The organism is Ruegeria sp. G7, from assembly GCF_056535465.1.
This window is the reverse complement of sequence record NZ_JBQFIL010000001.1, coordinates 18256-41686: the sequence shown is the minus strand read 5'-3', so window position 1 is coordinate 41686 and position 23431 is coordinate 18256. Positions and strand designations below refer to the sequence as shown.

The 23431-nt window shown below is 60.0% G+C and carries 26 protein-coding genes; 18 read left to right on the top strand and 8 right to left on the bottom strand.

From position 1 onward, the window contains the following. Window positions 1-80: 80 nt before the first annotated feature. Together ACR3EN_RS00230 and ACR3EN_RS00225 are read left to right on the top strand one after the other, a co-directional pair. Window positions 81-1067: a fatty acid desaturase gene (locus ACR3EN_RS00230; RefSeq protein ID WP_480819615.1), complete on the top strand. Its 987-nt coding sequence runs from the start codon at window positions 81-83 to the stop codon at window positions 1065-1067. An 80-nt stretch (window positions 1068-1147) separates the two neighbouring features. Beyond that, entirely contained in the window at window positions 1148-1696 is a 549-nt protein-coding gene (locus ACR3EN_RS00225) for a helix-hairpin-helix domain-containing protein (protein WP_480819616.1), read from the top strand. Window positions 1697-1747: 51 nt separating this feature from the next. Here ACR3EN_RS00225 and serS read toward each other — a convergent pair whose 3' ends face one another. Both serS and ACR3EN_RS00215 read right to left on the bottom strand, forming a co-directional pair. After that, complete coding sequence (gene serS / locus ACR3EN_RS00220; protein WP_480819617.1) at window positions 1748-3040, bottom strand: serine--tRNA ligase; 1293 nt, start codon at window positions 3038-3040, stop codon at window positions 1748-1750. A gap of 72 nt (window positions 3041-3112) precedes the next feature. Further along, window positions 3113-4777, bottom strand: a complete 1665-nt coding sequence (locus ACR3EN_RS00215; protein WP_480819618.1) for a mechanosensitive ion channel family protein — start codon at window positions 4775-4777, stop codon at window positions 3113-3115. Window positions 4778-4978: 201 nt separating this feature from the next. Here ACR3EN_RS00215 and yajC point away from each other — a divergent pair, with 201 nt between their 5' ends. The 10 genes from yajC to ACR3EN_RS00165 all read left to right on the top strand — a co-directional run bounded on the left by yajC (window position 4979) and on the right by ACR3EN_RS00165 (window position 12005). Next, a complete protein-coding gene (gene yajC / locus ACR3EN_RS00210; RefSeq protein WP_480819619.1) occupies window positions 4979-5266 on the top strand; it encodes a preprotein translocase subunit YajC in 288 nt (95 codons plus the stop codon). A gap of 33 nt (window positions 5267-5299) precedes the next feature. Next, a complete protein-coding gene (secD, locus tag ACR3EN_RS00205) occupies window positions 5300-6961 on the top strand; it encodes a protein translocase subunit SecD (protein ID WP_480870177.1) in 1662 nt (553 codons plus the stop codon). Between the two features lies 1 nt (window position 6962). Then, window positions 6963-7931, top strand: coding sequence for a protein translocase subunit SecF (secF, locus tag ACR3EN_RS00200; RefSeq protein WP_480819621.1), 969 nt, complete (start codon window positions 6963-6965; stop codon window positions 7929-7931). Further along, entirely contained in the window at window positions 7924-8670 is a 747-nt protein-coding gene (locus ACR3EN_RS00195; protein ID WP_480819622.1) for a TSUP family transporter, read from the top strand. Before secF ends, ACR3EN_RS00195 begins: the two co-directional genes overlap by 8 nt. A gap of 10 nt (window positions 8671-8680) precedes the next feature. Beyond that, window positions 8681-9034 carry an Mth938-like domain-containing protein gene (locus tag ACR3EN_RS00190; protein WP_480819623.1) on the top strand — a complete coding sequence of 118 codons (354 nt, stop codon included), beginning with the start codon at window positions 8681-8683 and terminating at the stop codon, window positions 9032-9034. A gap of 177 nt (window positions 9035-9211) precedes the next feature. Then, window positions 9212-9826, top strand: a complete 615-nt coding sequence (gene ccmA / locus ACR3EN_RS00185; RefSeq protein WP_480819624.1) for a heme ABC exporter ATP-binding protein CcmA — start codon at window positions 9212-9214, stop codon at window positions 9824-9826. Beyond that, entirely contained in the window at window positions 9823-10479 is a 657-nt protein-coding gene (gene ccmB / locus ACR3EN_RS00180; RefSeq protein WP_480819625.1) for a heme exporter protein CcmB, read from the top strand. The genes ccmA and ccmB overlap by 4 nt, the downstream gene beginning before the upstream one ends. A gap of 62 nt (window positions 10480-10541) precedes the next feature. After that, window positions 10542-11315, top strand: coding sequence for a heme ABC transporter permease (locus ACR3EN_RS00175; protein ID WP_480819626.1), 774 nt, complete (start codon window positions 10542-10544; stop codon window positions 11313-11315). After that, window positions 11312-11470, top strand: coding sequence for a heme exporter protein CcmD (gene ccmD, locus ACR3EN_RS00170; RefSeq protein ID WP_480819627.1), 159 nt, complete (start codon window positions 11312-11314; stop codon window positions 11468-11470). Before ACR3EN_RS00175 ends, ccmD begins: the two co-directional genes overlap by 4 nt. Further along, window positions 11463-12005, top strand: a complete 543-nt coding sequence (locus ACR3EN_RS00165; RefSeq protein WP_480819628.1) for a DsbE family thiol:disulfide interchange protein — start codon at window positions 11463-11465, stop codon at window positions 12003-12005. Before ccmD ends, ACR3EN_RS00165 begins: the two co-directional genes overlap by 8 nt. Here ACR3EN_RS00165 and ACR3EN_RS00160 read toward each other — a convergent pair. Together ACR3EN_RS00160 and acnA are read right to left on the bottom strand one after the other, a co-directional pair. Further along, window positions 12000-12701: an SDR family NAD(P)-dependent oxidoreductase gene (locus tag ACR3EN_RS00160; RefSeq protein ID WP_480819629.1), complete on the bottom strand. Its 702-nt coding sequence runs from the start codon at window positions 12699-12701 to the stop codon at window positions 12000-12002. The genes ACR3EN_RS00165 and ACR3EN_RS00160 overlap by 6 nt on opposite strands. A gap of 134 nt (window positions 12702-12835) precedes the next feature. Then, the gene (gene acnA / locus ACR3EN_RS00155) at window positions 12836-15526 is read right to left on the bottom strand and encodes an aconitate hydratase AcnA (RefSeq protein ID WP_480819630.1); all 2691 of its coding nucleotides are present in this window, start codon (window positions 15524-15526) and stop codon (window positions 12836-12838) included. Window positions 15527-15752: 226 nt separating this feature from the next. Here acnA and ACR3EN_RS00150 point away from each other — a divergent pair, with 226 nt between their 5' ends. Continuing rightward, on the top strand, window positions 15753-16451 hold the full coding sequence (locus ACR3EN_RS00150; protein ID WP_480819631.1) for a DUF1223 domain-containing protein: 699 nt from the start codon (window positions 15753-15755) through the stop codon (window positions 16449-16451). Here ACR3EN_RS00150 and ACR3EN_RS00145 read toward each other — a convergent pair whose 3' ends face one another. The 4 genes from ACR3EN_RS00145 to purB form a co-directional block, all read right to left on the bottom strand. Further along, the gene (locus ACR3EN_RS00145; RefSeq protein WP_480819632.1) at window positions 16452-17375 is read right to left on the bottom strand and encodes a lysophospholipid acyltransferase family protein; all 924 of its coding nucleotides are present in this window, start codon (window positions 17373-17375) and stop codon (window positions 16452-16454) included. A 72-nt stretch (window positions 17376-17447) separates the two neighbouring features. Next, entirely contained in the window at window positions 17448-18542 is a 1095-nt protein-coding gene (locus ACR3EN_RS00140) for a flagellar motor switch protein FliG (protein ID WP_480819633.1), read from the bottom strand. A gap of 66 nt (window positions 18543-18608) precedes the next feature. Continuing rightward, the gene (locus ACR3EN_RS00135) at window positions 18609-19151 is read right to left on the bottom strand and encodes a tetratricopeptide repeat protein (RefSeq protein ID WP_480819634.1); all 543 of its coding nucleotides are present in this window, start codon (window positions 19149-19151) and stop codon (window positions 18609-18611) included. 185 nt (window positions 19152-19336) lie between these two features. Then, on the bottom strand, window positions 19337-20641 hold the full coding sequence (gene purB, locus ACR3EN_RS00130) for an adenylosuccinate lyase (RefSeq protein WP_480819635.1): 1305 nt from the start codon (window positions 20639-20641) through the stop codon (window positions 19337-19339). 144 nt (window positions 20642-20785) lie between these two features. On the opposite strand from purB, the gene ACR3EN_RS00125 reads away from it, so the two are divergent. The 5 genes from ACR3EN_RS00125 (at window position 20786) to ACR3EN_RS00105 (ending at window position 23423) form a co-directional block, all read left to right on the top strand. Further along, window positions 20786-21208: a DUF6314 family protein gene (locus ACR3EN_RS00125; protein WP_480819636.1), complete on the top strand. Its 423-nt coding sequence runs from the start codon at window positions 20786-20788 to the stop codon at window positions 21206-21208. Window positions 21209-21283: 75 nt separating this feature from the next. Next, window positions 21284-21871: a biotin transporter BioY gene (locus tag ACR3EN_RS00120; protein ID WP_480857254.1), complete on the top strand. Its 588-nt coding sequence runs from the start codon at window positions 21284-21286 to the stop codon at window positions 21869-21871. A gap of 218 nt (window positions 21872-22089) precedes the next feature. Continuing rightward, a complete protein-coding gene (locus ACR3EN_RS00115; protein ID WP_480819638.1) occupies window positions 22090-22566 on the top strand; it encodes a hypothetical protein in 477 nt (158 codons plus the stop codon). A gap of 11 nt (window positions 22567-22577) precedes the next feature. Continuing rightward, the gene (locus tag ACR3EN_RS00110; protein ID WP_480819639.1) at window positions 22578-22919 is read left to right on the top strand and encodes a hypothetical protein; all 342 of its coding nucleotides are present in this window, start codon (window positions 22578-22580) and stop codon (window positions 22917-22919) included. Between the two features lie 168 nt (window positions 22920-23087). Further along, complete coding sequence (locus tag ACR3EN_RS00105; protein WP_480819640.1) at window positions 23088-23423, top strand: hypothetical protein; 336 nt, start codon at window positions 23088-23090, stop codon at window positions 23421-23423. The last annotated feature ends 8 nt before the right edge of the window (window positions 23424-23431 follow it).

Sequence of the window (23431 nt, the reverse complement as noted above, 5' to 3'; positions counted from 1 at the left end):
TCGCACGCGGCTTGTTTGCGGGCTGCCCGCACATCATTTTGAAACACGACATAACCGGACCACCCTGGGGAGCGGGCGAGATGGATCTGAGGGAATACACCAGACAATACGCGGTACAGGACAACCGGCTGGCCGCGCTCAGCTATTTCGGGACGTTTGCGGTGTATTTTGCATCGCTGACGCTGGCGATCGCCTATGTGGATCGTTGGTATATCATGATCCCGGCGGGGGTCGTTTTTGCCTTCTCTGCCGTGCGTCTTTATGTGCTGCAGCACGATTGCGGGCATCACTCGCTTTTCGAGACGCGGGCGCAGAATGAATGGGCGGGCCACGGCCTGTCGCCGTTCACCTTTGCACCGTTTGAGGTGATGAAGCAGAACCACAATCTGCATCACGCGGGTATCGGCAATCTGGAACATCGCGAAACCGGCGAAATCCACACCATGACGCTGCGCGAATGGAATGAGGCGGATTGGAAAAAGCGTCTGTTTTACAGGCTTTACCGGAACCCGTTTATCCTTGTGCCGGTGGGTGCGCTGTTCACCTACTTCATTCGTTATCGCTGGCCAAAAAACACCGTTCGCTTCGGCGTAAGAGGCGTGTTGCTGCATAATCTGTCGATCATTGTCTTTCTGGGGCTGCTCTATCTGATCGCGGGCAGCACCGGCATTCTGGTCTGGCTGATCTTCTCGTTGCTGGGCGGGATGCTTGGTGTGTTCCTCGTCTACCTTCAGCATAATTTTGAGGATACCTATTGGGATCGCCGCCCCGATCTCGATCCGCAACTGGCGGCGCTGCAGGGATCATCGGCGCTGGATTTTGGCTGGTGGTTCGACAATGCGGTGGCCTGCATCACCCTGCACGACATCCACCATTTCAACGCGCGGATACCGTCCTACCGGCTACGCGCGTGCCACTATAACCTTCCGCCCGAATACACCCCGCGCCGGATCAAATTCCCCGAGGCGGTGGCAGCGCTGAACCTGAAGCTTTGGGATGAAGAGGCCAAGCGTCTGGTGCCGTTCCCGCGGCGGCCACATCGTCAGCGGGTGGCGCAGGCTGGTTAAATGGGGGGCAGTCGGCGCTCTTGTCAGAGTGTATAGGCTGTGCATATACACAAGTAAGGGATGACAGGAAAGGATCCGTGATGACCGCAGTTACCGATGTGCGCGGCGTTGGAGAAGCGTTGGCACAGGCGCTGAGTGCGGGTGGTTTCAAGACCGCCCAGGCCGTGGCGAAAGCCAGCCCTGAGGATCTGATGAAAGTGCCGCGCATCGGCGCCGCACGGGCCACGCGCCTGATCGCAGCTGCGAAAGAGGCGGTCGCCGCTCCGGTCAAACCTCCGGCGCGTCGGGCGCCGAACCGGAAACCTCCGGCGCGTCGGGCACCTGCGCGCAGTACAGCGGCTGCCAAGAAGGCCGAGGCCGAGCGCAAGGCCGCAGAGGCGCGTGAAGCAGCTGAGAAAGCAGCGGCTGAAGCCAAGGCGAAAAAGAAGGCGAAAGCCAAGGCCAAGGCCGAGAAAGCAGCCCGGAAGAAATCCGAGATGGAGGCCGTATTCTCGAAGGCCAAGGAAAAGGTCAAAGAGAAGGCCAAGAAAGACAAGAAGTCCAAAGGCGGCGGCAAGAAAAAGGCCGACAAGAAGAAAGCGGACAAGAAATCCAGCAAGAAAAAGGATAAGAAAAAGGCGAAGAAGTAGACACCTCTTCGCCTCGTTCGATCCAACCGGCACCCATGTGTGCCGGTTTTCTTATGCCAAGGTGCCGTCGGTTTGCAGCGTCAGCTTGCCACCCAGATAGGGGGCCAGAACCTCGGGCAGGGTAACTGTGCCATCCGCATTCTGACCGTTTTCCAGCACCGCAATCAGGCAGCGCCCGACCGCAAGCCCCGAGCCGTTCAGCGTATGCACATATTCCGGCTTGCCGCCACCTTCGGGGCGGAAGCGGGCGTTCATGCGGCGGGCCTGAAAGTCTCCGCAGGTCGAGACCGAGCTGATCTCACGGTACGTATTCTGACCCGGCAGCCATGCCTCGATGTCAAAGGTCCGACGCGCGCCAAAACCCATGTCGCCGGTGCACAGGATCACGGTGCGATAGGGAATGCCCAGCTTTTCCAGAATACCTTCGGCGCAGCGGAGCATACGCTTCTGTTCGTTGTCGGATTTGTCCGGGTGGGTGACCGAGACCATCTCGACCTTTTCAAACTGGTGCTGGCGCAGCATTCCGCGCGTGTCTTTACCCGCCGATCCAGCCTCGGACCGGAAGCAGAGCGAATGCGCGGTATAGCGGCGGGGTAGGTAGCTTTCCTCGATCATGGTGTCGTTGACGATATTGGTCAGCGAAACCTCGGAGGTCGGGATCAGCCACCAGCCTTCGCGGGTCTGATAGCTGTCTTCGCCGAATTTCGGCAATTGGCCGGTGCCCTGCATCATTTCCGACAGAACCAGAACGGGGCCGTTCACCTCGGTCAGTTCGTTCTCGTTGATGTGGGTGTCCAGCATGAACTGCGCCAGCGCGCGGTGGATGCGGGCGACGCCGCCGGACAGCAGCACAAAGCGCGAGCCAGAGAGCTTCGCGGCGGTCTCGAAATCCATGCCATGCTGAACGGCTTCGATCTCGAAATGCTCTTTCGGCGCAAAGTCCAGTGCGCGCGGGGTGCCCCAGCGGCTGACCTCGACATTGTCGGCCTCATCCGCGCCTTCGGGCACATCCTCGGCGGGCAGGTTGGCGATGCGGATCAACTGGTCGGTCAGCAGTGCATCCAGATCCTTGGCCTCATTCTGCATCTGCGCGATCTCGGCCTTTTTCTCGGCGACCAGAGCGCGCAGGCGCTCGAACTCAGCCTCGTCGCCGCGGCCCTTGGCAGCACCTACTTCTTTCGAGGCTTTGTTCTGTTCGGCCTGCGCGGTTTCGGCGGCCAGAATCTTGGCGCGGCGGCTTTCGTCCAGCCGTAGCAGGTCTGACGACACCGGCGCGTCCCCACGGCGCGCGAGGGCGGCGTCGAAGGCGGCAGGGTTTTCGCGAATGGCGCGGATGTCGTGCATGTCTCAGATCCTTGAATGCGTGAATCACTGAAACCGCTTATGCACCATCTGAATGTCAGGGTGTAGCGCCGGTTACGACTTATCGGATTCGTCGTGCGATTCATGTGCCAGATGACCGTCCCAGCCCTCTGCCGGGATCTTCGGTTCAGGCGGGTCGGCGATATACGAGGGCGTCATGATCTGCACATTGTTCTCATTGAACACCGCGACGATATTGCGATGCAAATCCGAGCGGATTTTTGGAATGATACTGCCCCGCGTCGTATAGCCGTTGATCTGATAGTTGATGGCGTAGTCGGCCAAAGCGGTCCACAAAACAAAGGGTTCGGGCTTGGTCTTGATGCCCTTTGTACGCTGGGCGGCCTCGATCAACATCGCCTCGATCTTTTCGGGCGGTTCTTCATAACCGATACCGACAGTGGTGTGCAGCAAAAGCCCGCTGCCATCGGTTTTCTTCGAGAAATTGACCACATCCGAATTCATCAACTGCGCGTTGGGAATTGAGATCAGCTCGTTCTTGATCGATTTCAGATGGGTTTCCATCAGTTTGATCTGCACCACATCGCCGATGTGATCGCCGATCTGGATACGGTCCCCGATCGAAGTTGACCGGCGATAGATCACAAACAACCCCGCCAGCATGTTCGATACGACCGAGTTCGCACCCAGCGACAGCATCGCACCAACCAGAATGGTCAGCCCCTGAAACGCCGCCGAGTCCGAGCCCGGTATATATGGCACCGCAAAGACCAGCGCGATCAGGATGACGACGACACGGGCGATGTTGAAGGTTGGGCTGACCCAGTGTTTCTCAAAATCCCCCAAGTCGAAGGACCCGGCTTCGACGGCGTCGAAGAACACGCGCATGCCCTTGATGACGTACAACGCAACCCATGTAATCAGGCCCAGCATGATCATGTTCGGGATGTAGCTGAGTATGCCCCTGAAGATCAGCAGAACCGGTTCGGTCAGGTATGTCAGCAGAAGTTGCGCAAAGTACCGCGTCTCGGCGAAGGCCAGCAGCACGAAGGAGAGATAGTAATAGAAGCCCAGAAAAAAGACGACCAGCAGAACGAAATTCAAACCGTACCGCACGAGGGCCGCAATCGCTTCGGCCTGAACGCTTTTGGCCGTGGCGGTTTCTACTTCTCGTAGGTGGCGTTTGACGAATCTCAGTGTACGTCTGCGAATCCGTCGGTGCAGCCAAAGGATCAGCACGACGAAGACGACAAAGCCGATTGTCCACGCGGCGGCCTCGATCGCGCCCGAGACGCGCGCCTGTTCGGTGCGATTTGCGCGATAGGATTCGATGGATTGCCGGATCGCATTGCCATGCAGCACGCTGAGAACGCTCAGCTCCATCTGCTCCAACTCCGCGTCTGCATCGGTGACGATGGACACTCTTTCGCCATCCGCCACGATCCAGGTGCCAAATTCGGTGCGTTCATAGGTGATCTCGACCGAAAGCGCGTCTGACGCTTCGGCGATTTCTATGATCTTGTTCTGCACACCTTCCGCACGCTCAGGGGCGGGCAGGGCGCTGGAGCCCCGCAGCTGGAACAAAACATCCCCATCAACGATGACGGGGGCCACGAAGGTCTCGGAGTCATCAACCTCGGACGCGCTGTTTTCGGAAGGCGTTTCCTGCGCCCGAACCGGCTCGGCGACCCAAAGGCCCAAGGCCATCGGGATCAGGAAATATAGCAGCAAAAGGAATGGCTTGAGATACCGTCCCATATGTCCCCCTTGACCCGGACTATACCCGGTATTGCCTGTGTTCCTAGGACATATCTGCAACGTTTGGCTTGTTCTTGCGGTGGTGGGGTCGGGTTCAGGTGTGTTACAGCGCCGCCTTCGCTTGCAAACCCCGGATCAGAGCATAGGTTCCCGCCAACTTTGCAGAGAGCCCTCTGCATCATCAGAACAAAGGAATATCCCATGGAAGGTGGCGCAATCGCCCAGTTTCTCCCGCTGATCCTGATCTTCGCGATCATGTATTTCCTGCTGATCCGTCCGCAGCAGAAAAAGATGAAACAACATCAGGCCATGGTCGAAGCCGTGCGTCGGGGCGATCAGATCGTCACCCAGGGTGGATTGATCGGCAAAGTGTCCAAGGTCAAGGAAGGCGAGAACGAGATCGAGGTCGAACTGGCCGAGAACGTAAAGGTTCGCGTTGTCAAATCGACGATCGCACAGGTTCTGAACAAGACTGAACCGGCGAAGTAACCTCGCGCGACAATTCCTTGAAAAGGCAGGGTAATGCTGCAAATTGATACCTGGAAGCGGGTTCTGATCTGGGCGGTCTGCGTGATCGGCCTGATCCTTGCCCTGCCGAATGCGTTTTACACGCGCGTAGAACAGTCCAACGATGCCAGGGCCGCGATCGAACTTGGCCTCGATACCCCTGAGATGCAGGCCGAGGCCGAGCTGTGGCCCGATTGGTTGCCGTCGTCCTTGGTCAACCTCGGCCTTGATCTGCGCGGTGGTGCGCATCTGCTGGCCGAAGTCAAAGTCGGCGATGTTTACGAATCCCGGATGGAGGCGATGTGGCCCGAAATCCGCGACGCTCTGCGGGATGAGCGTGCCACAGTTGGCACCATCCGCCGCCAGGATTCAGAACCCGACGAGATTCGCGTTCGCATCAGCCAGTCCGAAGGCATGCCGCGCGCCCTTGAGGTCGTCCGCGGGCTTGCGCGTCAGGTGCAAACACTGACCGGCGTGGGCGCAACCGATATCGAGGCCTTTGCAGATGGCGACACCATCGTGGTGCAACTGTCCGAAGCTGAAAAGCTCGCCTCGGACGATCGCACAGTTCGGCAATCTCTGGAAATCATCCGCCGCCGAATTGACGAGGTCGGCACCCGTGAGCCCACCATTCAGCGTCAGGGCGCCGACCGCATCCTGATTCAGGTTCCCGGCATCGGTAGCGCCGGCGAGTTGAAAGAGATCATCGGAACGACAGCTCAGCTGACCTTCAACCCGGTTGTCGGTCGCGGGTCCGACCCCGATGCGACCCCCGGCGTTGGCGAAGAAATCGTGCCCTCGCTGGACGAAGAGGGTGTCTATTACACACTGGAATCCGCACCCGTTGTGACTGGTGAGGAACTCGTTGACGCGCAGCCGTCATTCGATCAGAACGGTCGCCCTGCGGTCAGCTTCCGCTTTAACACATCCGGTGCGCGCAAGTTCGGCGACTACACGCTGGACAACATTGGCGCACCTTTTGCGATCGTACTGGATGATGAGGTCATCTCGGCCCCGGTGATCCAAAGCCATATCCCGGGCGGGTCCGGTATCATCACCGGTAATTTTATGGTTGAAGAAAGCACCAATCTGGCCGTTCTCCTGCGTGCAGGCGCGCTGCCTGCGGGGCTGGAGTTCCTCGAAGAACGCACCATCGGTCCGGAACTGGGGCAGGACAGTATTGATGCGGGCAAGGTTGCGACCATGGTGGCGTTCGCGGCTGTGCTGGTCTTCATGGCGCTCAGCTACGGCTTGTTTGGTCTTTTCGCCAATGTCGCGCTGATCCTGAACGTGGGCTTGTTGTTTGGCCTGCTCTCGCTGATCGGCGCAACGCTGACGCTGCCGGGTATCGCAGGCATCGTTCTGACGGTCGGTATGGCGGTGGACGCCAACGTGCTGATCTTTGAACGTATCCGAGAAGAGCTCAAATCCGCCAAAGGCCCGGCGCGTGCTATCGAACTGGGTTATGAAAAGGCACTGTCGGCCATCCTGGACGCCAACGTGACCACCTTCATCACGGCGACCATCCTGTTTGCCATGGGCAGTGGCCCGGTGCGCGGCTTTGCAATCACACTGGGGCTGGGGATTCTGACCTCGGTCTTCACCGCGATCTTCGTGACGCGCCTGATGGTCGTCATGTGGTTCGAACGCCGCCGCCCGAAAACGATCGAGGTTTGACATGAGACTGAAACTCGTACCCCAAGGCACCTCGTTCGATTTCTTCAGCCGCTGGAAAGTCTGGTTAGGCATTTCCGGCCTGATGATGGTTATTGCGTTCGTGTCGTTCTTGCTGCAGGGCCTGAACTTTGGCATCGACTTCCGGGGTGGCACCACCATCCGAACGGAAAGCACGCAACCGATCGATGTCGGCACCTATCGCGACGCCATCGCGCCGCTGGAGCTGGGTGATATCACGATTACCGAGATCTTCGATCCGACCTTTGGCGAAGATCAGAATGTCGCGATGATCCGCATTCAGGCGCAGGACGACGCCGAGTCGGTGGCTGCAAGCACCATCACTGCCGTCGAAGGCGCGTTGCAGGTTGCCGTGCCGGACATTCAGTTCGTCTCTGTCGAATCCGTAGGACCCAAAGTCTCGGGCGAACTGATCCAAACGGCCGTCATCGCCGTCGCTTTGGCGATCGGCGCGGTGCTCGTCTATATCTGGTTGCGGTTCGAATGGCAGTTTGCTCTCGGGGCCGTGGCCGCCCTGGTTCATGACGTGATCCTGACGATCGGTATTTTTTCGGAACTGCAGATCCGTTTCGATCTGGCCATCATCGCGGCGCTTTTGACCATCGTGGGCTATTCGCTGAACGATACCGTGGTCGTCTTCGACCGGGTGCGCGAGAACTTGAGGAAGTACAAGAAGAAAGACCTGAAAGAGGTTCTGAACATCTCGATCAACGAAACGCTCAGCCGGACGGTCATGACCTCGGTCACCACACTGCTGGCTCTGATCTCACTCTATGTGCTGGGCGGGGACGTCATCCGAGGTTTCGTCTTCGCGATGATCTGGGGTGTGATCGTAGGGACCTATTCGTCGGTCTTCGTCGCCTCGACCATCCTGCTGTGGCTGGGGGTGAAACGCGACTGGTCCAAGCCATCCAACACGGCAGGCAATCAGTTCGCCAATATCGATGCCTGAGTATTTCGGCCAGACCCCAACCGGTCTGGCCGTTCTCATTTCCGCGGCCCTGATCGGCGGCATCGTGCGCGGGTTCTCGGGCTTTGGCACAGCCCTGATCTTCCTGCCTATCGCCAGCCCTTATCTGGGCCCCTTCGGGGCGATCATCGCGCTGACCATCATGGACATCTTCGGCCCGCTGCCCAACCTGCGTCGGGCGTGGGCTGCTGTCGACAAGGCTGATCTGACACGCCTGTTGCTGGGCTGCGCCCTGATCCTACCCGTTGGCCTGTGGCTGCTGACGCGGTCAGACCCTGAAGTGTTCCGCTATCTGGTCAGCCTGATCTCTCTGTCCATGCTGGCGACTCTGATCCTGGGCCTGCGGTACCGTGGCCGGGTTGGGCGCGGTATGGTCACCGCAATTGGCGGCGCGGCAGGCTTTCTCGGGGGCATAGCGGGGATCCCCGGCCCGGCGGTGATTCTGTTTTACATGTCACGCCCGCTGCCTGTTGCCGCTATCCGGGCCACGATTCTCCTGTTCCTGTTTGCCTTCGATTTCCTGATCCTCGGCTACCTCACCGGTATGGGCCGTGTCACTTTTTCGACCGTTGGAATGGGGCTGCTGCTGGCTCTTCCCAACATGGCGGGCAACTGGCTGGGAGGCTGGATGTTCCGGCCCGAACGCGAGAGGCTCTACCGCATAACCGCCTATATCGTGATTGCGGCGGCAGCCTTGTCCGGCCTGCCGGTTTGGGGTTAAAACCGCACCCATGCGCCTGAATGAGATTACCTACACCAACGCCCTGCCCATCGACGGCTATGGCCCGGGATTTTTCCGTATCGGTGGCCAAGTCCACCAAGGCGCGGTTCTGACCGGCCCCACGGGAACCATAGCCTGGGGCGGCTACACCGACGAAAGTCCGCTGCTGGCTTTGTCCGACCAGATCGATGTCCTCTTCATCGGCACCGGCAAAGACCTCTCCCACATCCCGGCCACCCTGCGCACAAAGCTGGAAGAGGCGGGCATCGGCGTTGAAATTATGAACTCCCCCGCCGCCTGCCGCACCTATAATGTGCTCCTCTCCGAAGGCCGCCGTGTCGCGCTCGCCCTGATCCCCGCCTAAGGATCCATTCTTCATCTGGCTAAAAATATCCCGGGAGCCGCCATTGGTGCGCCATTGGTTCAAGCGCCAATGGCGGCGGGCTGGCCCCTCGCTCCAACCTCACCACAAAAAAAGATGCCAGCACTCTGCGGCATTTCCGACCTTTTGCCGACACCCACAATCCGCTAAGCGGGCAACATGACACTGAAAGTAACCGATCTGGCCATCGCCCGCGGCGGCGTTCCCGTGCTCGAAGGGCTAAGCTTCTCGCTCGAACCCGGGCGGGCGCTGATCCTGCGGGGCCCTAACGGCATCGGCAAGACAACCCTGCTGCGTACGCTTGCCGGGCTGCAGCCGCCGCTGACCGGGGAAATCGAAGGCGCAGAGGACCAGATCGCCTATGCCTCGCATTCCGACGGGCTGAAACCAACGCTCACAGTGGTCGAGAACCTCAACTTCTGGGCTTCGGTCTTCGGGACCAACGATATCCAGGCCGCCCTGGATGCGTTCGCCCTGAACGAACTGGCGGATCGCCACGCGGGAAACCTGTCCGCCGGACAAAAACGCCGCCTCGGGCTGGCGCGGATGCTGGTCACCGGTCGCCCGATCTGGATGCTGGACGAACCCACGGTGTCACTGGACAAAACCGCAGTGCAGATGTTCGCGGACGCTGTCCGCGCGCATCTGGGGCAGGGCGGTTCCGCCCTGATCGCGACCCATATCGACCTTGGCCTAGACGGAGAGGTTCTGGATGTCGGCCCCAACAAGGCCAAACCCAAACCCATCGACGATTTCGACGGAGGCTTCCTGTGATCGCCCTTCTGCTGCGAGACCTGAAACTGGCCTTCCGCGCGGGCGGAGGGTTCGGCCTCGGTCTTGCGTTCTTCCTGATCGTCACCGTGCTGGTGCCCTTCTCGGTCGGCCCGCAATCCTCGCTGCTCTCGACCATCGCCCCCGGAGTGCTGTGGCTGGGCGCGCTACTGGCCTGCCTGCTGTCGCTGGACCGCCTGCTGGCGCTGGATTGGGAGGACGGATCGCTCGACCTGCTGGCCACTGCGCCGCTGCCGCTCGAGGCCGTGGTGACCATCAAGGCGCTGGCACATTGGCTGACCACCGGCCTGCCGCTGGTTCTGGCGGCCCCGTTTCTGGGCGTTCTGCTGAACCTGCCCGTTCCCGGCTTTTCATGGCTGGTGGTCTCATTGCTGATCGGCACCCCGGCCATGAGCGTCATCGGCACCTTCGGCGCGGCGCTGACTGTTGGCCTGAAACGCGGCGGCCTGTTGCTGTCGCTGCTGGTCTTGCCGCTTTACGTGCCAACCCTGATCTTCGGGGCCGAGGTCGCCCGCCGTGGCGCCACGGGGATGGAGACGCAAACACCGCTGCTGATGCTGGCCGGGATCACCGCTGCCACGGTCGCGCTGCTGCCCTTCGCCAGTGCCGCCGTTCTGCGTATCAATCTTCGGTGACGGGGAATGAAGATTGACCAAGGTCAATTGAGAACCACACCGACTCGGACTAGATAAGGCCCATGACAATCGCAGCCAAAGCCAATGCCCTCTGGGAATACGCCAACCCACGCAAGTTTCTTGCCACCAGCGAGCGTGTCCTGCCGTTTTTCTGGATCACATCGACGGTTTGCATCGTCGTCGGGCTGATCTGGGGCTTTTTCTTCACCCCGGATGACTACAAGCAGGGCTCGACCGTCAAGATCATATACCTGCACGTTCCCGCCGCGCTGATGGCGATTAATTGCTGGCTGATGATGCTGGCGACATCATTGGTCTGGCTGGTGCGCCGCCACCACGTCAGCGCTTTGGCCGCCCGCGCCGCTGCTCCGATCGGCATTGTCATGACGCTGATCGCATTGGCCACCGGCGCGATCTGGGGCCAGCCCATGTGGGGCACCTGGTGGGCCTGGGACCCGCGCCTGACCTCGTTCCTGATCCTATTCCTGTTCTATCTGGGTTATGTCGCCCTCTGGGAAGCAATCGAAGATCCTGATACGGCGGCTGACTTGACCTCGGTCCTGTGTCTGGTGGGATCGGTCTTTGCTATCCTCAGCCGCTATGCGGTGAATTTCTGGAATCAGGGGCTGCATCAGGGGGCTTCGGTCATGCGCGCTGCAGCGATCACCGGGACCGATACCGAAGAAAAGGTCAGCAACATCTATTTCTATCCGCTGCTGTTGTGCATTATTGGCTTCGTTCTACTTTTTATCGCGCTGGTTTTCTACCGCACGGGCACGGAAATTCGCGCGCGCCGGATCAAGGCGCTGCTGGCACGGGAGAGGGCGAAAGGATGATCCCAGATCTTGGTAAATACGCCGATACGGTTCTGTGGTCCTATGTGGTTTCGATCGTGTTGCTGGTCGCGTTGGTCGTTTTCAGCGTGATCCGGGGCCGCAAGCTGCGGGCCGAGATGGAAAAGGTCGAACAGAGGATGTCGCGCCATGGCTAAAATCTCGCCTCTAATGATTGCGCCGCCTCTGATCTTCGGTGCTTTCGCGGTGCTGGCTGGCATTGGCATGTTTCGCGACGATCCCAACGCGCTACCCTCGGCGCGCGAAGGACAACCCGCGCCGCCGGTCGTACTTACCGAATTCGCGGGCAAACCGGGCTTTGACGACGCCACCCTGCGCGATGGCGAGGTCAAGCTCGTCAACTACTGGGCCAGCTGGTGCGCGCCCTGCCGTGTGGAACATCCCAATCTGCAGGCGCTTTCGGACGAAGGTATCGCGGTCTACGGCATCAACTACAAAGACCAACAAGACAACGCCGAGGCTTTCTTGACCGAACTTGGCGATCCCTACACCGGCATCGGGCGGGATGAACAGGGCCGCATGGGGCTCGACTGGGGTGTCTACGGTGTTCCCGAAACCTATGTGATCGACGGAGAGGGCACAATCATCCTGCGCTTCGCCGGACCGATCACTCAGCGCGTCATCGAAAGCACGATCCGCCCCGCGCTCGAGAAAGCGGCTGGCGGTTCATAACCGATAGCCGCCAGTGACGGCCAGTACCTCTCCGGTGATAAACGACGCGGCATCCGATGCCAAAAACCGCACCGCCTTGGCGATATCCTCGGGCCGCCCGGCCCGGGCGAGGGCTGTGTCCTTCACGAACAATTCTGTCAACTCGTCCGACCGCGGCGCTTCTGGAATGTTGATCGCACCCGGAGCCACCGCATTGACACGTATCCCGTCCGGCCCCAACTCCTTGGCCATGGCACGCGTCCACAGGTTCAGCGCGGCTTTGCTGGCCCCGTAGGTGACCGCGTCGCGCGGTGGCAACACCGCGTTCATCGATGAAATGCTGACAATCGCAGCATCCCTCTTCAGATGTGGCAACGCCGCCGCCAGCAGTGCGGCAGGCACCAGTAGGTTCAGGTCCAGAATGGCGCGATGCGCGTCCACCTGAAACGCCTCTTTCGGCGTTGATCGCACCAGCCCGGCATTGTTGACGATCACATCGATCCGTCCAAACCGTTTCATCACCTGCGCCACCACCGCAGCGGGCTGATCGGCTTCCGTCAAATCCGAACGTATCGCCAAAGCCCTCTCGTGCAGTAATGCGGGCGCGGGTTCCGTGGAAAGCCACGTAAACGCGACCTTATGATCTATACTCAAATCCTCGACGATCGCGCGTCCAATGCCGCGCGCACCCCCTGTCACCAATACCACCTTTTCCATTCCAACCTCCTCAACGGGGATTCCGCACCGCTTCAACTTCATCTTTTCCAAAATACTTCGGAGCGCGAGGCAGAGCCTCGCAAAAGAAAAGGACGCCCGAAGGCGTCCTTTAATACTGTCCCTTTGACGAAACCTTAGCTCGCTTTCGCCAAATTCCGCAGCACGTAATGCAATACGCCTCCGTTTTCGATGTACTCGATCTCGGGTGCGGTATCGATGCGGCACTTCAGGGTGATGGTCTTCTCGGTCCCGTCACCATAGACAATTGTGCAGGGAACCTCCTGCAGCGGCTCAATCGTATCCAGCCCATGGATCGAAACCGTCTCATCCCCCGTCAGACCCAAGGACTTGCGGGTGTCGCCGCCGGTGAATTCGAACGGGATCACGCCCATGCCGACCAGGTTCGAGCGGTGAATACGCTCAAAGCTCTCGGCGATGACGGCCTTAACGCCCAGCAGCGCGGTCCCCTTGGCCGCCCAGTCCCGCGACGAGCCGGCACCATACTGTTCGCCACCAAACACCACCAGCGGAGTGCCCTGTTCCTGATAGGCCATAGACGCCTCATAGACCGAGGTCTGCTGGCCATCGGGACCCTTCGTATAGCCCCCCTCGACACCGTCCAGCATCTCGTTCTTGACGCGGATGTTGGCGAAGGTGCCGCGCATCATGATCTCGTGGTTGCCCCGGCGCGAACCATACGAGTTGAACTCGCGCGGTTGGACCTGACGGTCGGTCAGATACTTGCCTGCGGGTGTGGTGGTCGCAAACGAACCAGCGGGCGAGATATGGTCGGTGGTGATCATATCGCCCAGGATCAGCAGAACCTTCGCCCCGTCAATGTTCGAGATCGTGCCGGGTTCAGCGCCCATACCTTGGAAATAGGGCGGGTTCTGGATATAGGTCGAGGTCGCAGGCCAGTCATAGGTCTCCTGCTGCGGAACATCGACGCCCTGCCACTTCTCATCGCCTTTGAAGACGTCGGCATATTTCGACTGGAATGCCTCACGGGTCACTGTCGCCTCAACCAGTTCAGCAATCTCGCTCTGGGTAGGCCAGATGTCTTTCATGTAGACATCATTGCCATCCTTGTCCTGCCCGATCGGTTCCGAGGTCAGGTCAATATCCAAGGTCCCGGCGAGCGCATAGACGACCACCAGCGGAGGTGAGGCCAGATAATTGGCGCGCACATCCGGAGAAATCCGACCTTCGAAGTTTCGGTTGCCCGACAGGACTGACGTCGCAACCAGATCGCCCTCGGCGATGGCATCGGAAATCTCGGCCTGAATCGGGCCCGAGTTGCCGATACAGGTGGTGCAGCCATAACCCACGAGGTTGAAACCGATCTTGTCCAGGTCTTCCTGCAGGCCCGCAGCCTCAAGATAGGCGGATACGACCTGTGACCCCGGAGCCAGCGAGGTTTTGACCCATGGCTTGCGATCCAGTCCCAAAGCAGCGGCCTTGCGTGCGACCAGACCAGCACCGATCATCACATAAGGGTTCGACGTATTTGTACAGGACGTGATCGACGCGATCACGACCTTGCCCGATTCCATCGTGTAGTCCTCGCCCTTGACCGCGACTTCCTTGCCCATTGGGCGTTTGAACGTCTCGGCCATTTCTTTGGTGAACGCGGCCTTGGCATTGGTCAGTGCGACATAATCCTGCGGACGTTTCGGGCCCGAGATCGCGGGGACGATGGTGCCCATATCCAGTGTCAGCGTGTCCGTGTAGATCGGCGCATAATCCGCGCCACGCCAGAAGCCGTTTTCCTTGGCATAGGCTTCGACCAGTGCAATACGGTCTTCATCCCGTCCGGTGTTGCGCATGTAGCGCAAGGTTTCACCGTCGATCGGGAAGAAACCACAGGTCGCGCCGTATTCGGGGGCCATGTTGGCAATAGTGGCACGGTCAGCCAATGGCAGACGGTCCAGACCCTCGCCGTAGAACTCAACGAATTTGCCGACCACACCTTTTTCGCGCAGCATCTCAACGACCTTCAGAACAAGGTCAGTACCGGTTGTCCCTTCGACCATCGAGCCAGTCAGCTCAAAGCCCACAACCTCGGGGATCAGCATCGAGATCGGCTGCCCCAGCATCGCGGCCTCAGCCTCGATCCCGCCGACGCCCCAGCCCAGAACGGCCATGCCGTTGACCATGGTGGTGTGGCTGTCGGTACCAACCAGCGTGTCGGGGTAGGCGACTTCTTCGCCGCTCTGATCGGTATCGGTCCAGACGGTCTGGGCCAGGTATTCCAGGTTCACCTGATGACAGATGCCGGTGCCGGGCGGCACGACGCGGAAGTTGTTGAACGCGTTCTGGCCCCATTTCAGGAACTGGTAACGCTCCATGTTGCGTTCGTATTCGCGGTCCACGTTCATCTGGAACGCGCGCGGGTTGCCGAACTCGTCAATCATGACCGAGTGGTCGATAACCAGATCAACCGGGTTCAGAGGATTGATCTTCTGCGCGTCGCCGCCCAGACCCTTGATGCCGTCGCGCATCGCCGCAAGGTCCACAACCGCGGGAACACCAGTGAAATCCTGCATCAGAACGCGGGCAGGGCGGTAGGCGATCTCACGCGGGTTCTTACCACCATTCGCGCCCCATTCTGCAAAGGCCTTGATGTCGTCGACCGAGACGGAAAATCCGTCATCCTCGAACCGCAGCATGTTCTCCAGCACCACTTTCAACGCGGCGGGCAGGTTCGAGAAATCACCCAGACCGGCCTCTTGCGCGGCTGGGATGGAATAATAGGAGATGGACTTGCCATTCACGCTCAGGCTGCGGCGTGTCTTGGCGGTATCCTGTCCGACTTTGATGGGCATCTGATGGCCTCCCTCTCAAATGACTTGGAATAGGGGAATCGCTAACGCTTATCTGTATCACGATTGTTGACGGTTCAAGGACCAAGAGGCGATCTGCGTCAATTTTTGTATACCATCGCACACATATTTGCGAAATTCTGCTGCAGAACTCTCAAGAAACCTTGATTGGTGGTTGAGTGCAAACCGGTTTAGACATTTCCCAACGCCGACCAGACCGAGAGATTTCATGCTCAGATCCGCCGCACTCACCGCTATTGCCACACTCTTTGTTACCGCCGCCACGGCCGAGACCGACCCCGTGGTCGTCGAGCTGTTCACCTCGCAGGGCTGTTCATCCTGCCCGCCTGCGGATCGAATCATGGAGCAGCTGGCACAACGCGAGGACGTCATCGGTCTGGCGTTGCATGTGGATTATTGGGACTACATCGGCTGGAAAGACGAATACGCCAAACCGGATCACACCTTGCGCCAGCGCGCCTATGCGCGCGAGGGCGGGCGCTCGATGATCTATACGCCGCAAATGGTGGTGAACGGCCAGCAGGACGTTGTGGGGGCGAAAGCGGGTGAACTGGATCGTTTGATCACCGCCCATCTTACCGCTGCACCCGAGGCAGAGGTCAGTGCCAAACGCACCGGCGATGATCTGGTTGTGGATGTTGCCCCGGTCGAACTGCCTGCGGGCCAGACCTATGAGGTGCGCGTGGTGCAATACTCGCCCATGCGCCACGCATCGATCCGGCGCGGAGAGTTGGCAGGGCACGAACTGGATTATGCCAATGTGGTCGAAAGCTGGCAGATCGCCGGGCACTGGGACGGCGTTGCACCGCAGGAATTCCGGACTTCCCTGACCGGAGATCTTCCCGCTGTCGTGTTGATCCAGCGGGTCGGCCACGGGCCAATCGTGGCCGCGACACGGGTCGAGTGATCAGGGCATGTCCTGAGGCTGAACCCCCAGCTTTTTCCACGCTTTCCAGCGGCGGTGAATCCAGAACCACTGACCCATATTCTGCCGCACCATGGCCTCAAGGTCGTCATTGGTGAACTGGGTCATGGTCTTCGGATCGGTGTGGGGGACGGGGTCGTGCAACACGATCTCGAAATCGATACCGTTGGGCTGACGCACGGCGTAAACCGGGATCAGCACCGCGTTGTACTTGATGGCCAGTTCGGCATTCAGAACCGAGGTGACGGCGGGTTTGCCAAAGAATGTCAGCTCTTCTCCGCCATGGGCGTGCAGGTCTGACACGATCGCAATGATGCCGCCCTTTTTCAGCGACCGGACCATCTCGACCATGCCGCGGCGACCCTGTTCGAACATCGGGGCGCCGGTCTGATAGAAGGCGTCGACATACATTTCGTTGAAATAGGGATTGGCCATGCGCCGATAGAGACACCCGATCGGCTGACCGCTGCGCGCCTGCAGCGCGACGCGTGCAGCCAGATAATGCCCGAAATGCGCGGTGATCATCATCACCGGCTTGCCCTCGGCCACCGCCTTGTCAAACGCCTCAATCCCCGAGCCAGACACTTTGGCCTTGCTCTGCCGGTCGATGAACCCATCGGCCGAGAAATGTTCCATGATGGCACGCCCGGCGTTGTCGGGTACGGCGCGGCAGATACGCTTGACCTCATCCTCGGGCAGATCGGGGCAGGTGAGTTTCAGGTTGCGCCGCACCCGTGTGCTGAACCCCACGACCGGAGCCAGCCAGCGGGTCAAAGCCCCCATCGCACCAATGCGCCGCTCATAGGGCAACAGGCGCATTCCGCCGATCACAGCTTTCAGAAACAGGTTGGCAACGTAGTATTTTCCAAGCTCAAACCGGCTCAGTTCCGACTTTTCGACGGGCATGGGGAGGGACACCTGGGTGTTGTGAACTGCGCGACCAGACATACAGGCCCCGTTGTTTGATCACAAGTGGGGCTAGGCGTCGTCCTCGGCAGTCTCGACAAGCGCAATGGTCCCGTCGTCCAGCAACGCGCGAATGGCCGCTACGATCTGTGCCATGGCCTCTTCTGCCTCGGATTGCTTGACCTTGCCGCGATCCGCCATCTCTTCGCGCAGATTGTCCGCCATGCGCGACGACATGTTCGACAGCATGAATTCGACCGCAGCTGCATCGTCTTCGGTGCTTGCCCCCGCTAGGGCGGTGACCAACGCCGGCTGGTCCACGCCGCGCAGGATCGCCGGAATGTCGCGCGACTGAATGCGGCTGGGGATATGCGCAAAGATAAATATCGACTGCCGCACGCTGCTTGCGAAATCGGCGTCTTCTTCATCCAGCGCGGTCAACAGGCCATCGCGAGTCGCGGCGGCGGATTGGTTGAGAATCGCCCCGACGCGCGCGCCCGGGCCATCGCGAAACGCGGGTGTCGGGCGCTGGTCCAGCTGCGCGGCCAGCGACCAGCCGATGCGTTCCACTGCCTCCGGTGTGACATTCGCGGTTTTCGAGACCGCATAGGTGATACGCCGCGCCGTAGGCCCGGGCAGGTGGCTCAGCAATTGCGCCGCCGAAGCTGTTTCCAGCTTCGAGAGCATCACCGCCGCCACCTCGGTGCTTTCGGCCTTGGCCATTTCAGCGAGTTCTTCGGGTGGAACTTCGCGCAGGCGTTGCCACGGATCGCCGATTTGGCGCACACCAGCCAGCTTGCGCAGCCGAGCGGCGGTGGCTGGTGCAATTTTGCCATTTACAGCATCCAAGGCCCCTGCCAAGCCATGCGGGAAAGACAGTCCCACACCGTCAAGTGCATCCGCGAATTCCTGTGCGACGGCGGCCAGTGTCACCCGGTCAACAAGACCCATCTGGCCCAGTTGGTGGGTCAGCTTTTCTTGCAGGGCATCGGGCAGTTCCTCAAGCGGGATATCCGCGCCTTCGTTCAACAGCAGTCTCACCACGACCGCCGCTTTTTCCCTGCTGCTCAGCGTACGGGGCACGACCCGCGGTGGCCCGTCGTCCCGATCAGCAACAGGGGCCGCAGCCCCCGGTGCCATCTGTACCAATGCGTGTGTATCCTGCATCTGCCTGCAATGCCTAATTCGCGTTGCAGGCAGGATAGGGCGAGTCGGGTAAAGAAACCCTGAAACTCAGTAGCTGTAAGTCAGCCCGGTGCGGATCGCCTCGCGCAGGGACGCCTCGGCCCAGGTGCCTTCGCCGCCACGGGCCTTGATTTCGCGCCACTGGGCGATGGCCAGCTCGGTCTTGCCCTCGGCGACAAAGCCCTGACCCATATAGCTGCGGGCCAGAATGTTGTCGGGGTTGCTGTCGATGGCTTTCTGATAGAAGGCATTGGCCAGTTCAATCTCGCCCATCTTGCGATAGGTGAAGCCCCAATAGGTCTGAACCCGGTCGTCTTCCTGATCCATGATGCGTAGAATACCCTGAGCATTCTCGAACTGCCCGTCATAGGCCAGTTCGCGCACGGCTTCGTACAGCTGATCTTGGGTGAAATTGGATTGGTTCGGCTTCACACACCGGCCAGCAGCTTCGTCGTAGACGCGGCCGAACAGGCATTTCTTCGTGGTGTTGGTCGGCTTGGGCGGGCTGCTGTCGCCGCCGCCTGCGGCATGAACCATGGGGGCGAAAGTAAAGGCCTGAAGGGCAATGGCGGACGCGAGTACGAGGCGCATGGTTGGTCTCCGTTCGTTGAGCTGCTTAGGTGAAGCATAGTGTGTTCTGTACAAAAGCTAACAACTCGCTGATCGCTTTTATTCACAACCGGGCAAATCCCAAAGGAAACGGGTGCTTTTCTACGGAAAAAACAAAGGCCCGCGCAGCGCGATGCAACGCGAGCCATTGCTTTAAAAATTAGCCCTTAGTCACCGAAAACACGAGAGAAAATGGTGTCGACGTGTTTGGTGTGATAGCCCAGATCGAACTTCTCCTCGATCTCTTCGGCGCTCAGCGCGGCGGTCACGTCTGCGTCAGCCAAAAGCTCGGTTTTGAAATCTTTGCCTTCTTCCCAGACCTTCATCGCGTTGCGCTGGACCAGACGGTAAGCGTCTTCGCGGCTGACACCGGCCTGGGTCAGGGCCAGCAGCACGCGCTGGCTCATCACCAGACCGCGGAACTTGTTCATGTTGGCCAGCATGTTTTCAGGGTAAACCACTAGCTTGTCGACCACGCTGGTCAGGCGGGCCAGCGCAAAGTCCAGCGTGATGGTCGCGTCGGGGCCGATGTTGCGTTCGACCGACGAGTGCGAGATGTCACGCTCGTGCCACAGGGCCACATTCTCCATCGCGGGCACGACGGCCATGCGGACCAGACGCGCCAGACCGGTCAGGTTTTCGGTCAGAACCGGGTTGCGCTTGTGCGGCATCGCGGATGAGCCCTTTTGACCTTTCGAGAAGAACTCTTCGGCCTCCAGCACCTCGGTGCGCTGCATGTGGCGCACCTCGATGGCGATGTTTTCGATGCTGCTGGCGATCACGCCCAACGTGGCAAAGAAGGCCGCGTGACGGTCGCGGGGGATGACTTGCGTGCTGATTGGCTCGGGCACCAGCCCCAGCTTGTCGCAGACGTGTTCCTCGACCTGAGGGTCGATATTGGCGAAGGTGCCAACCGCGCCGCTGATCGCGCCGGTGGCGATTTCCGCACGGGCATCGCGCATGCGGGACAGGTTGCGGTCCATCTCGGCGTAGAAACGGGCGAAGGTCAGGCCCATCGTGGTCGGCTCGGCGTGGATGCCGTGGCTGCGGCCGATGCGGACGGTTTCCTTGTGCTCGTAAGCGCGGCGTTTCAGGGCGGCCAGCAGACCTTCGAGATCGGCGATCAGAATGTCGGCGGCGCGGGTCAGCTGCACGTTGAAACAGGTGTCCAGCACATCCGAGCTGGTCATGCCCTGATGCACAAAGCGTGCCTCGTCGCTGCCCACATGCTCGGCCAGATGGGTGAGGAAGGCGATGACGTCATGTTTGGTGACGGCCTCGATCTCGTCGATGCGGGCCACGTCGAACTCAACATCCTTGGCTTTCCAGACGGCCTCGGCATTTTCGCGCGGGATCACGCCCAGATCGGCCATGGCGTCGCAGGCATGCGCCTCAATCTCGTACCAGATGCGGAACTTGGTCTCGGGCGACCAGATGGCGACCATGTCAGGGCGGGAATAGCGGGGAATCATTGGCGGCAGCACCTTTTTGTGATTGGGATGAGGCGTTGGCGCGGGGTTTAGCCGCGCATTCAGATCGGAACAAGGCGCGAGTGCTGTTATGAGACGGTTTGCCCTGATTTTTTCCCGCTCGGACCGGCAAGACGGGCGCTCGGCATGACAGCCCCGGCCCGATTATCAGAATTCGAGGGGCAGTGGGCGCTGACGCGCGTTATAAACGACAGACGCGCGGGGCAGGTGGTTCACGCCGACGGCAGCGCGGTTCTGCGACCTGAGGGCGACGGCTTGATCTATGACGAGACCGTCACGCTGCGTATCCCTGGGCAGCCCGAGATGACGGGAACGCGTCGATACCTGTGGCATCAGGCGGCGGGCCGGATCGCGATACATTTCGACGACGACCGGTATTTTCACGCGCTGCAACTGGGACAGGACCGGGCCGAGGATCATCATGATTGCCCGCCCGACAGCTATGATGCATTATACGACTTCTCGGGATGGCCGCGCTGGACGGTCCGCTGGTCGGTGTCGGGACCGCGAAAATCCTATGAAATGGAGACCAAATATACGCGGCGATAGCGTAATCATCTTGCAGCATCGGCCCGGAACGGGCATTGCTGCACTGCAAATAGGTCCGCAACTGGAGAAAACAAAATGAATGCGAACGTATTGGCCAACGCGATTGGCCCGCGCGAGGGGACGGCGCTGCGCGTCAAACAGGCTGTACTGGTTGTTCTGGGCATCGTTGCCCTGGCCGTTGCCGCCAAGATCAAAGTTCCGATGTGGCCGGTTCCGATCACCATGGGCACCTTTGCAGTGCTGACCATTGGCACCGCCTATGGCGCGCGTCTGGGTCTGGTCACCATGATGGGTTACCTGCTGGTTGGCGCGCTGGGCTTTGACGTGTTCGCAGGCTCTTCGGCTGAGAAATTCGGCCTGACATACATGATGGGCGGCACTGGCGGTTATCTGGTCGGGTATGTCCTCGCCACCTTGGCCCTGGGAACTCTGGCTGCGCGCGGCTGGGACCGTTCGGTTGGAAAACTGGCGCTGGCGCTGGTTCTGGCCAACGTACTGATCTATGTGCCCGGCCTGCTGTGGCTGGGTCAGCTGTATGGCTGGGACAAGCCGATCCTGGAATGGGGCCTGACACCGTTCCTGCTGGGTGATGCGATCAAGCTGGCGCTGGCCGCGCTGCTGATCCCCGCCGTGTGGAAGCTGGTGGGCAACGCCCGCGCCTGATCCACACCGGATCGTGACATCGAAACCCGCATCCGAGATACCTCGGGTGCGGGTTTTTCGTGCCGGTTCAACGTCATGCTGGACAACCGCAACAATGAAGGTTCAATCTGATCCCCGAGACATCATCAGGTTATTGAGATATGCATATTCGATTGTTTTCAACATCTGCTCTTTGCGCAGCGCTTTGGGTTGCGGGTGGCGCCGCAGCAGACACGCCGGTGACCTACACCGACGATGGACGCGCTCTGTTTCGGTTTGAAGTGCCAGATTTCTGGGCCGTCCGCACGGGTGGTCCGCGCGAGATTGAAGATACCGAACTGGGCGATACCCGCGCCGTTACGCGCGTGATGGGGATCAGGCCGTTAACGGATGACAGCGTCTGGATGGGTTTTGTCTCACCCGCCGGGGTGGCCGATATTCAGGGCGGCATTCGGTATCTCGAGGATATCGACAAGTTTCTGGTCAACGCTCCTGCCATCACCAGCACCAGCGAAACCAGTATAGGTGGGCGTCCGGCGCGTGTGATCCGGGGGACTGGCAGGCGCGATGGGCGCGGGGTCAATTTCACCGCTGCTATCATTGATCTGCCAGGCGACCGCGTGGCCGTAGCGGTGTCAATCCTGCGCGACGGGGCTGATCCGGCATATGTAGATGATCTGAACGATGTCTTTGCATCGTTCCGACCCGTGCAGTGACGGAGGTTCGGATGACACGCAAATTGTTCAAACGCTCGGTCATTGCGCTCGGGCTTGGCGTTGCAACCCTTACGCTGAGCGCGTGTGACGGTGTTACGGTCGGGGTCGGATATGGGTATGACCCGTTCTACGACTCGATGCTTTGGAACGACTATTATCATGATCGCAACGTGAACGTTGACGTGGATATCAACCGTCCAGATCGGCCCGACCGCCCAAAGCCGCCGGTTTCGAAGCCGCCCCAGCGGCCAAAGCCGCCGATCGGGAAACCCCCGTCGCGTCCGCGCCCGCCCGTCGCGCGCCCCCCTGCAGCGCGCCCGCCGATCCATCGTCCGACACCCCGGCGACGTTGACCCACAGGGGCTGCATACGCGGCCCTGACCCGGACCCGCCCGCGTGTTTTGAGCGAAAACTACCATCTGTGGTACTATTCCCTATGGGCGGGTCCGGCTGACGACCTGCAGGTTCAGATCAGCGCGTGAACCAGCGGCCCGCTCGATCCCAGTAAGATGGAGTCGACGATGCTGACTGAAGAACAGTTAAGAGCCATAGCCACAGCGTTCTGCGGTATACTTATTGTGCCTAATATCGGGTTTCCCAACCCGTATCGGATCAATCTGACCCCGCAGGCTCTGCCCGAGGATACCGTTGAAGAAATCGAAGAACGCATGGGCGAATTCGGCTTTGCCGGTCGCCCCGGCGGACCTTTCGGTAAAGATATCCGACGCGCGTATATAGAGGTCACCTACGATCAGCGCGGCTGCCATTACAGGATCACCGCCGTGGGACGCGTGAAACGCGGGCTTGGTGCGAATAGTCGTAGAGAGCGCCACCATACCGAATGGAAGGCGCTCTGAGTCGCGCG

Coding starts and splice junctions, on each gene's coding strand:
- ACR3EN_RS00230 (WP_480819615.1), top strand. CDS start 81: ATGGATCTGAGGGAATACACCAGACAATACGCGGTACAGGACAACCGG.
- ACR3EN_RS00225 (WP_480819616.1), top strand. CDS start 1,148: ATGACCGCAGTTACCGATGTGCGCGGCGTTGGAGAAGCGTTGGCACAG.
- serS (WP_480819617.1), bottom strand. CDS start 3,040: ATGCACGACATCCGCGCCATTCGCGAAAACCCTGCCGCCTTCGACGCC.
- ACR3EN_RS00215 (WP_480819618.1), bottom strand. CDS start 4,777: ATGGGACGGTATCTCAAGCCATTCCTTTTGCTGCTATATTTCCTGATC.
- yajC (WP_480819619.1), top strand. CDS start 4,979: ATGGAAGGTGGCGCAATCGCCCAGTTTCTCCCGCTGATCCTGATCTTC.
- secD (WP_480870177.1), top strand. CDS start 5,300: ATGCTGCAAATTGATACCTGGAAGCGGGTTCTGATCTGGGCGGTCTGC.
- secF (WP_480819621.1), top strand. CDS start 6,963: ATGAGACTGAAACTCGTACCCCAAGGCACCTCGTTCGATTTCTTCAGC.
- ACR3EN_RS00195 (WP_480819622.1), top strand. CDS start 7,924: ATGCCTGAGTATTTCGGCCAGACCCCAACCGGTCTGGCCGTTCTCATT.
- ACR3EN_RS00190 (WP_480819623.1), top strand. CDS start 8,681: ATGCGCCTGAATGAGATTACCTACACCAACGCCCTGCCCATCGACGGC.
- ccmA (WP_480819624.1), top strand. CDS start 9,212: ATGACACTGAAAGTAACCGATCTGGCCATCGCCCGCGGCGGCGTTCCC.
- ACR3EN_RS00175 (WP_480819626.1), top strand. CDS start 10,542: ATGACAATCGCAGCCAAAGCCAATGCCCTCTGGGAATACGCCAACCCA.
- ccmD (WP_480819627.1), top strand. CDS start 11,312: ATGATCCCAGATCTTGGTAAATACGCCGATACGGTTCTGTGGTCCTAT.
- ACR3EN_RS00165 (WP_480819628.1), top strand. CDS start 11,463: ATGGCTAAAATCTCGCCTCTAATGATTGCGCCGCCTCTGATCTTCGGT.
- ACR3EN_RS00160 (WP_480819629.1), bottom strand. CDS start 12,701: ATGGAAAAGGTGGTATTGGTGACAGGGGGTGCGCGCGGCATTGGACGC.
- acnA (WP_480819630.1), bottom strand. CDS start 15,526: ATGCCCATCAAAGTCGGACAGGATACCGCCAAGACACGCCGCAGCCTG.
- ACR3EN_RS00150 (WP_480819631.1), top strand. CDS start 15,753: ATGCTCAGATCCGCCGCACTCACCGCTATTGCCACACTCTTTGTTACC.
- ACR3EN_RS00145 (WP_480819632.1), bottom strand. CDS start 17,375: ATGCCCGTCGAAAAGTCGGAACTGAGCCGGTTTGAGCTTGGAAAATAC.
- ACR3EN_RS00140 (WP_480819633.1), bottom strand. CDS start 18,542: ATGCAGGATACACACGCATTGGTACAGATGGCACCGGGGGCTGCGGCC.
- ACR3EN_RS00135 (WP_480819634.1), bottom strand. CDS start 19,151: ATGCGCCTCGTACTCGCGTCCGCCATTGCCCTTCAGGCCTTTACTTTC.
- purB (WP_480819635.1), bottom strand. CDS start 20,641: ATGATTCCCCGCTATTCCCGCCCTGACATGGTCGCCATCTGGTCGCCC.
- ACR3EN_RS00125 (WP_480819636.1), top strand. CDS start 20,786: ATGACAGCCCCGGCCCGATTATCAGAATTCGAGGGGCAGTGGGCGCTG.
- ACR3EN_RS00120 (WP_480857254.1), top strand. CDS start 21,284: ATGAATGCGAACGTATTGGCCAACGCGATTGGCCCGCGCGAGGGGACG.
- ACR3EN_RS00110 (WP_480819639.1), top strand. CDS start 22,578: ATGACACGCAAATTGTTCAAACGCTCGGTCATTGCGCTCGGGCTTGGC.
- ACR3EN_RS00105 (WP_480819640.1), top strand. CDS start 23,088: ATGCTGACTGAAGAACAGTTAAGAGCCATAGCCACAGCGTTCTGCGGT.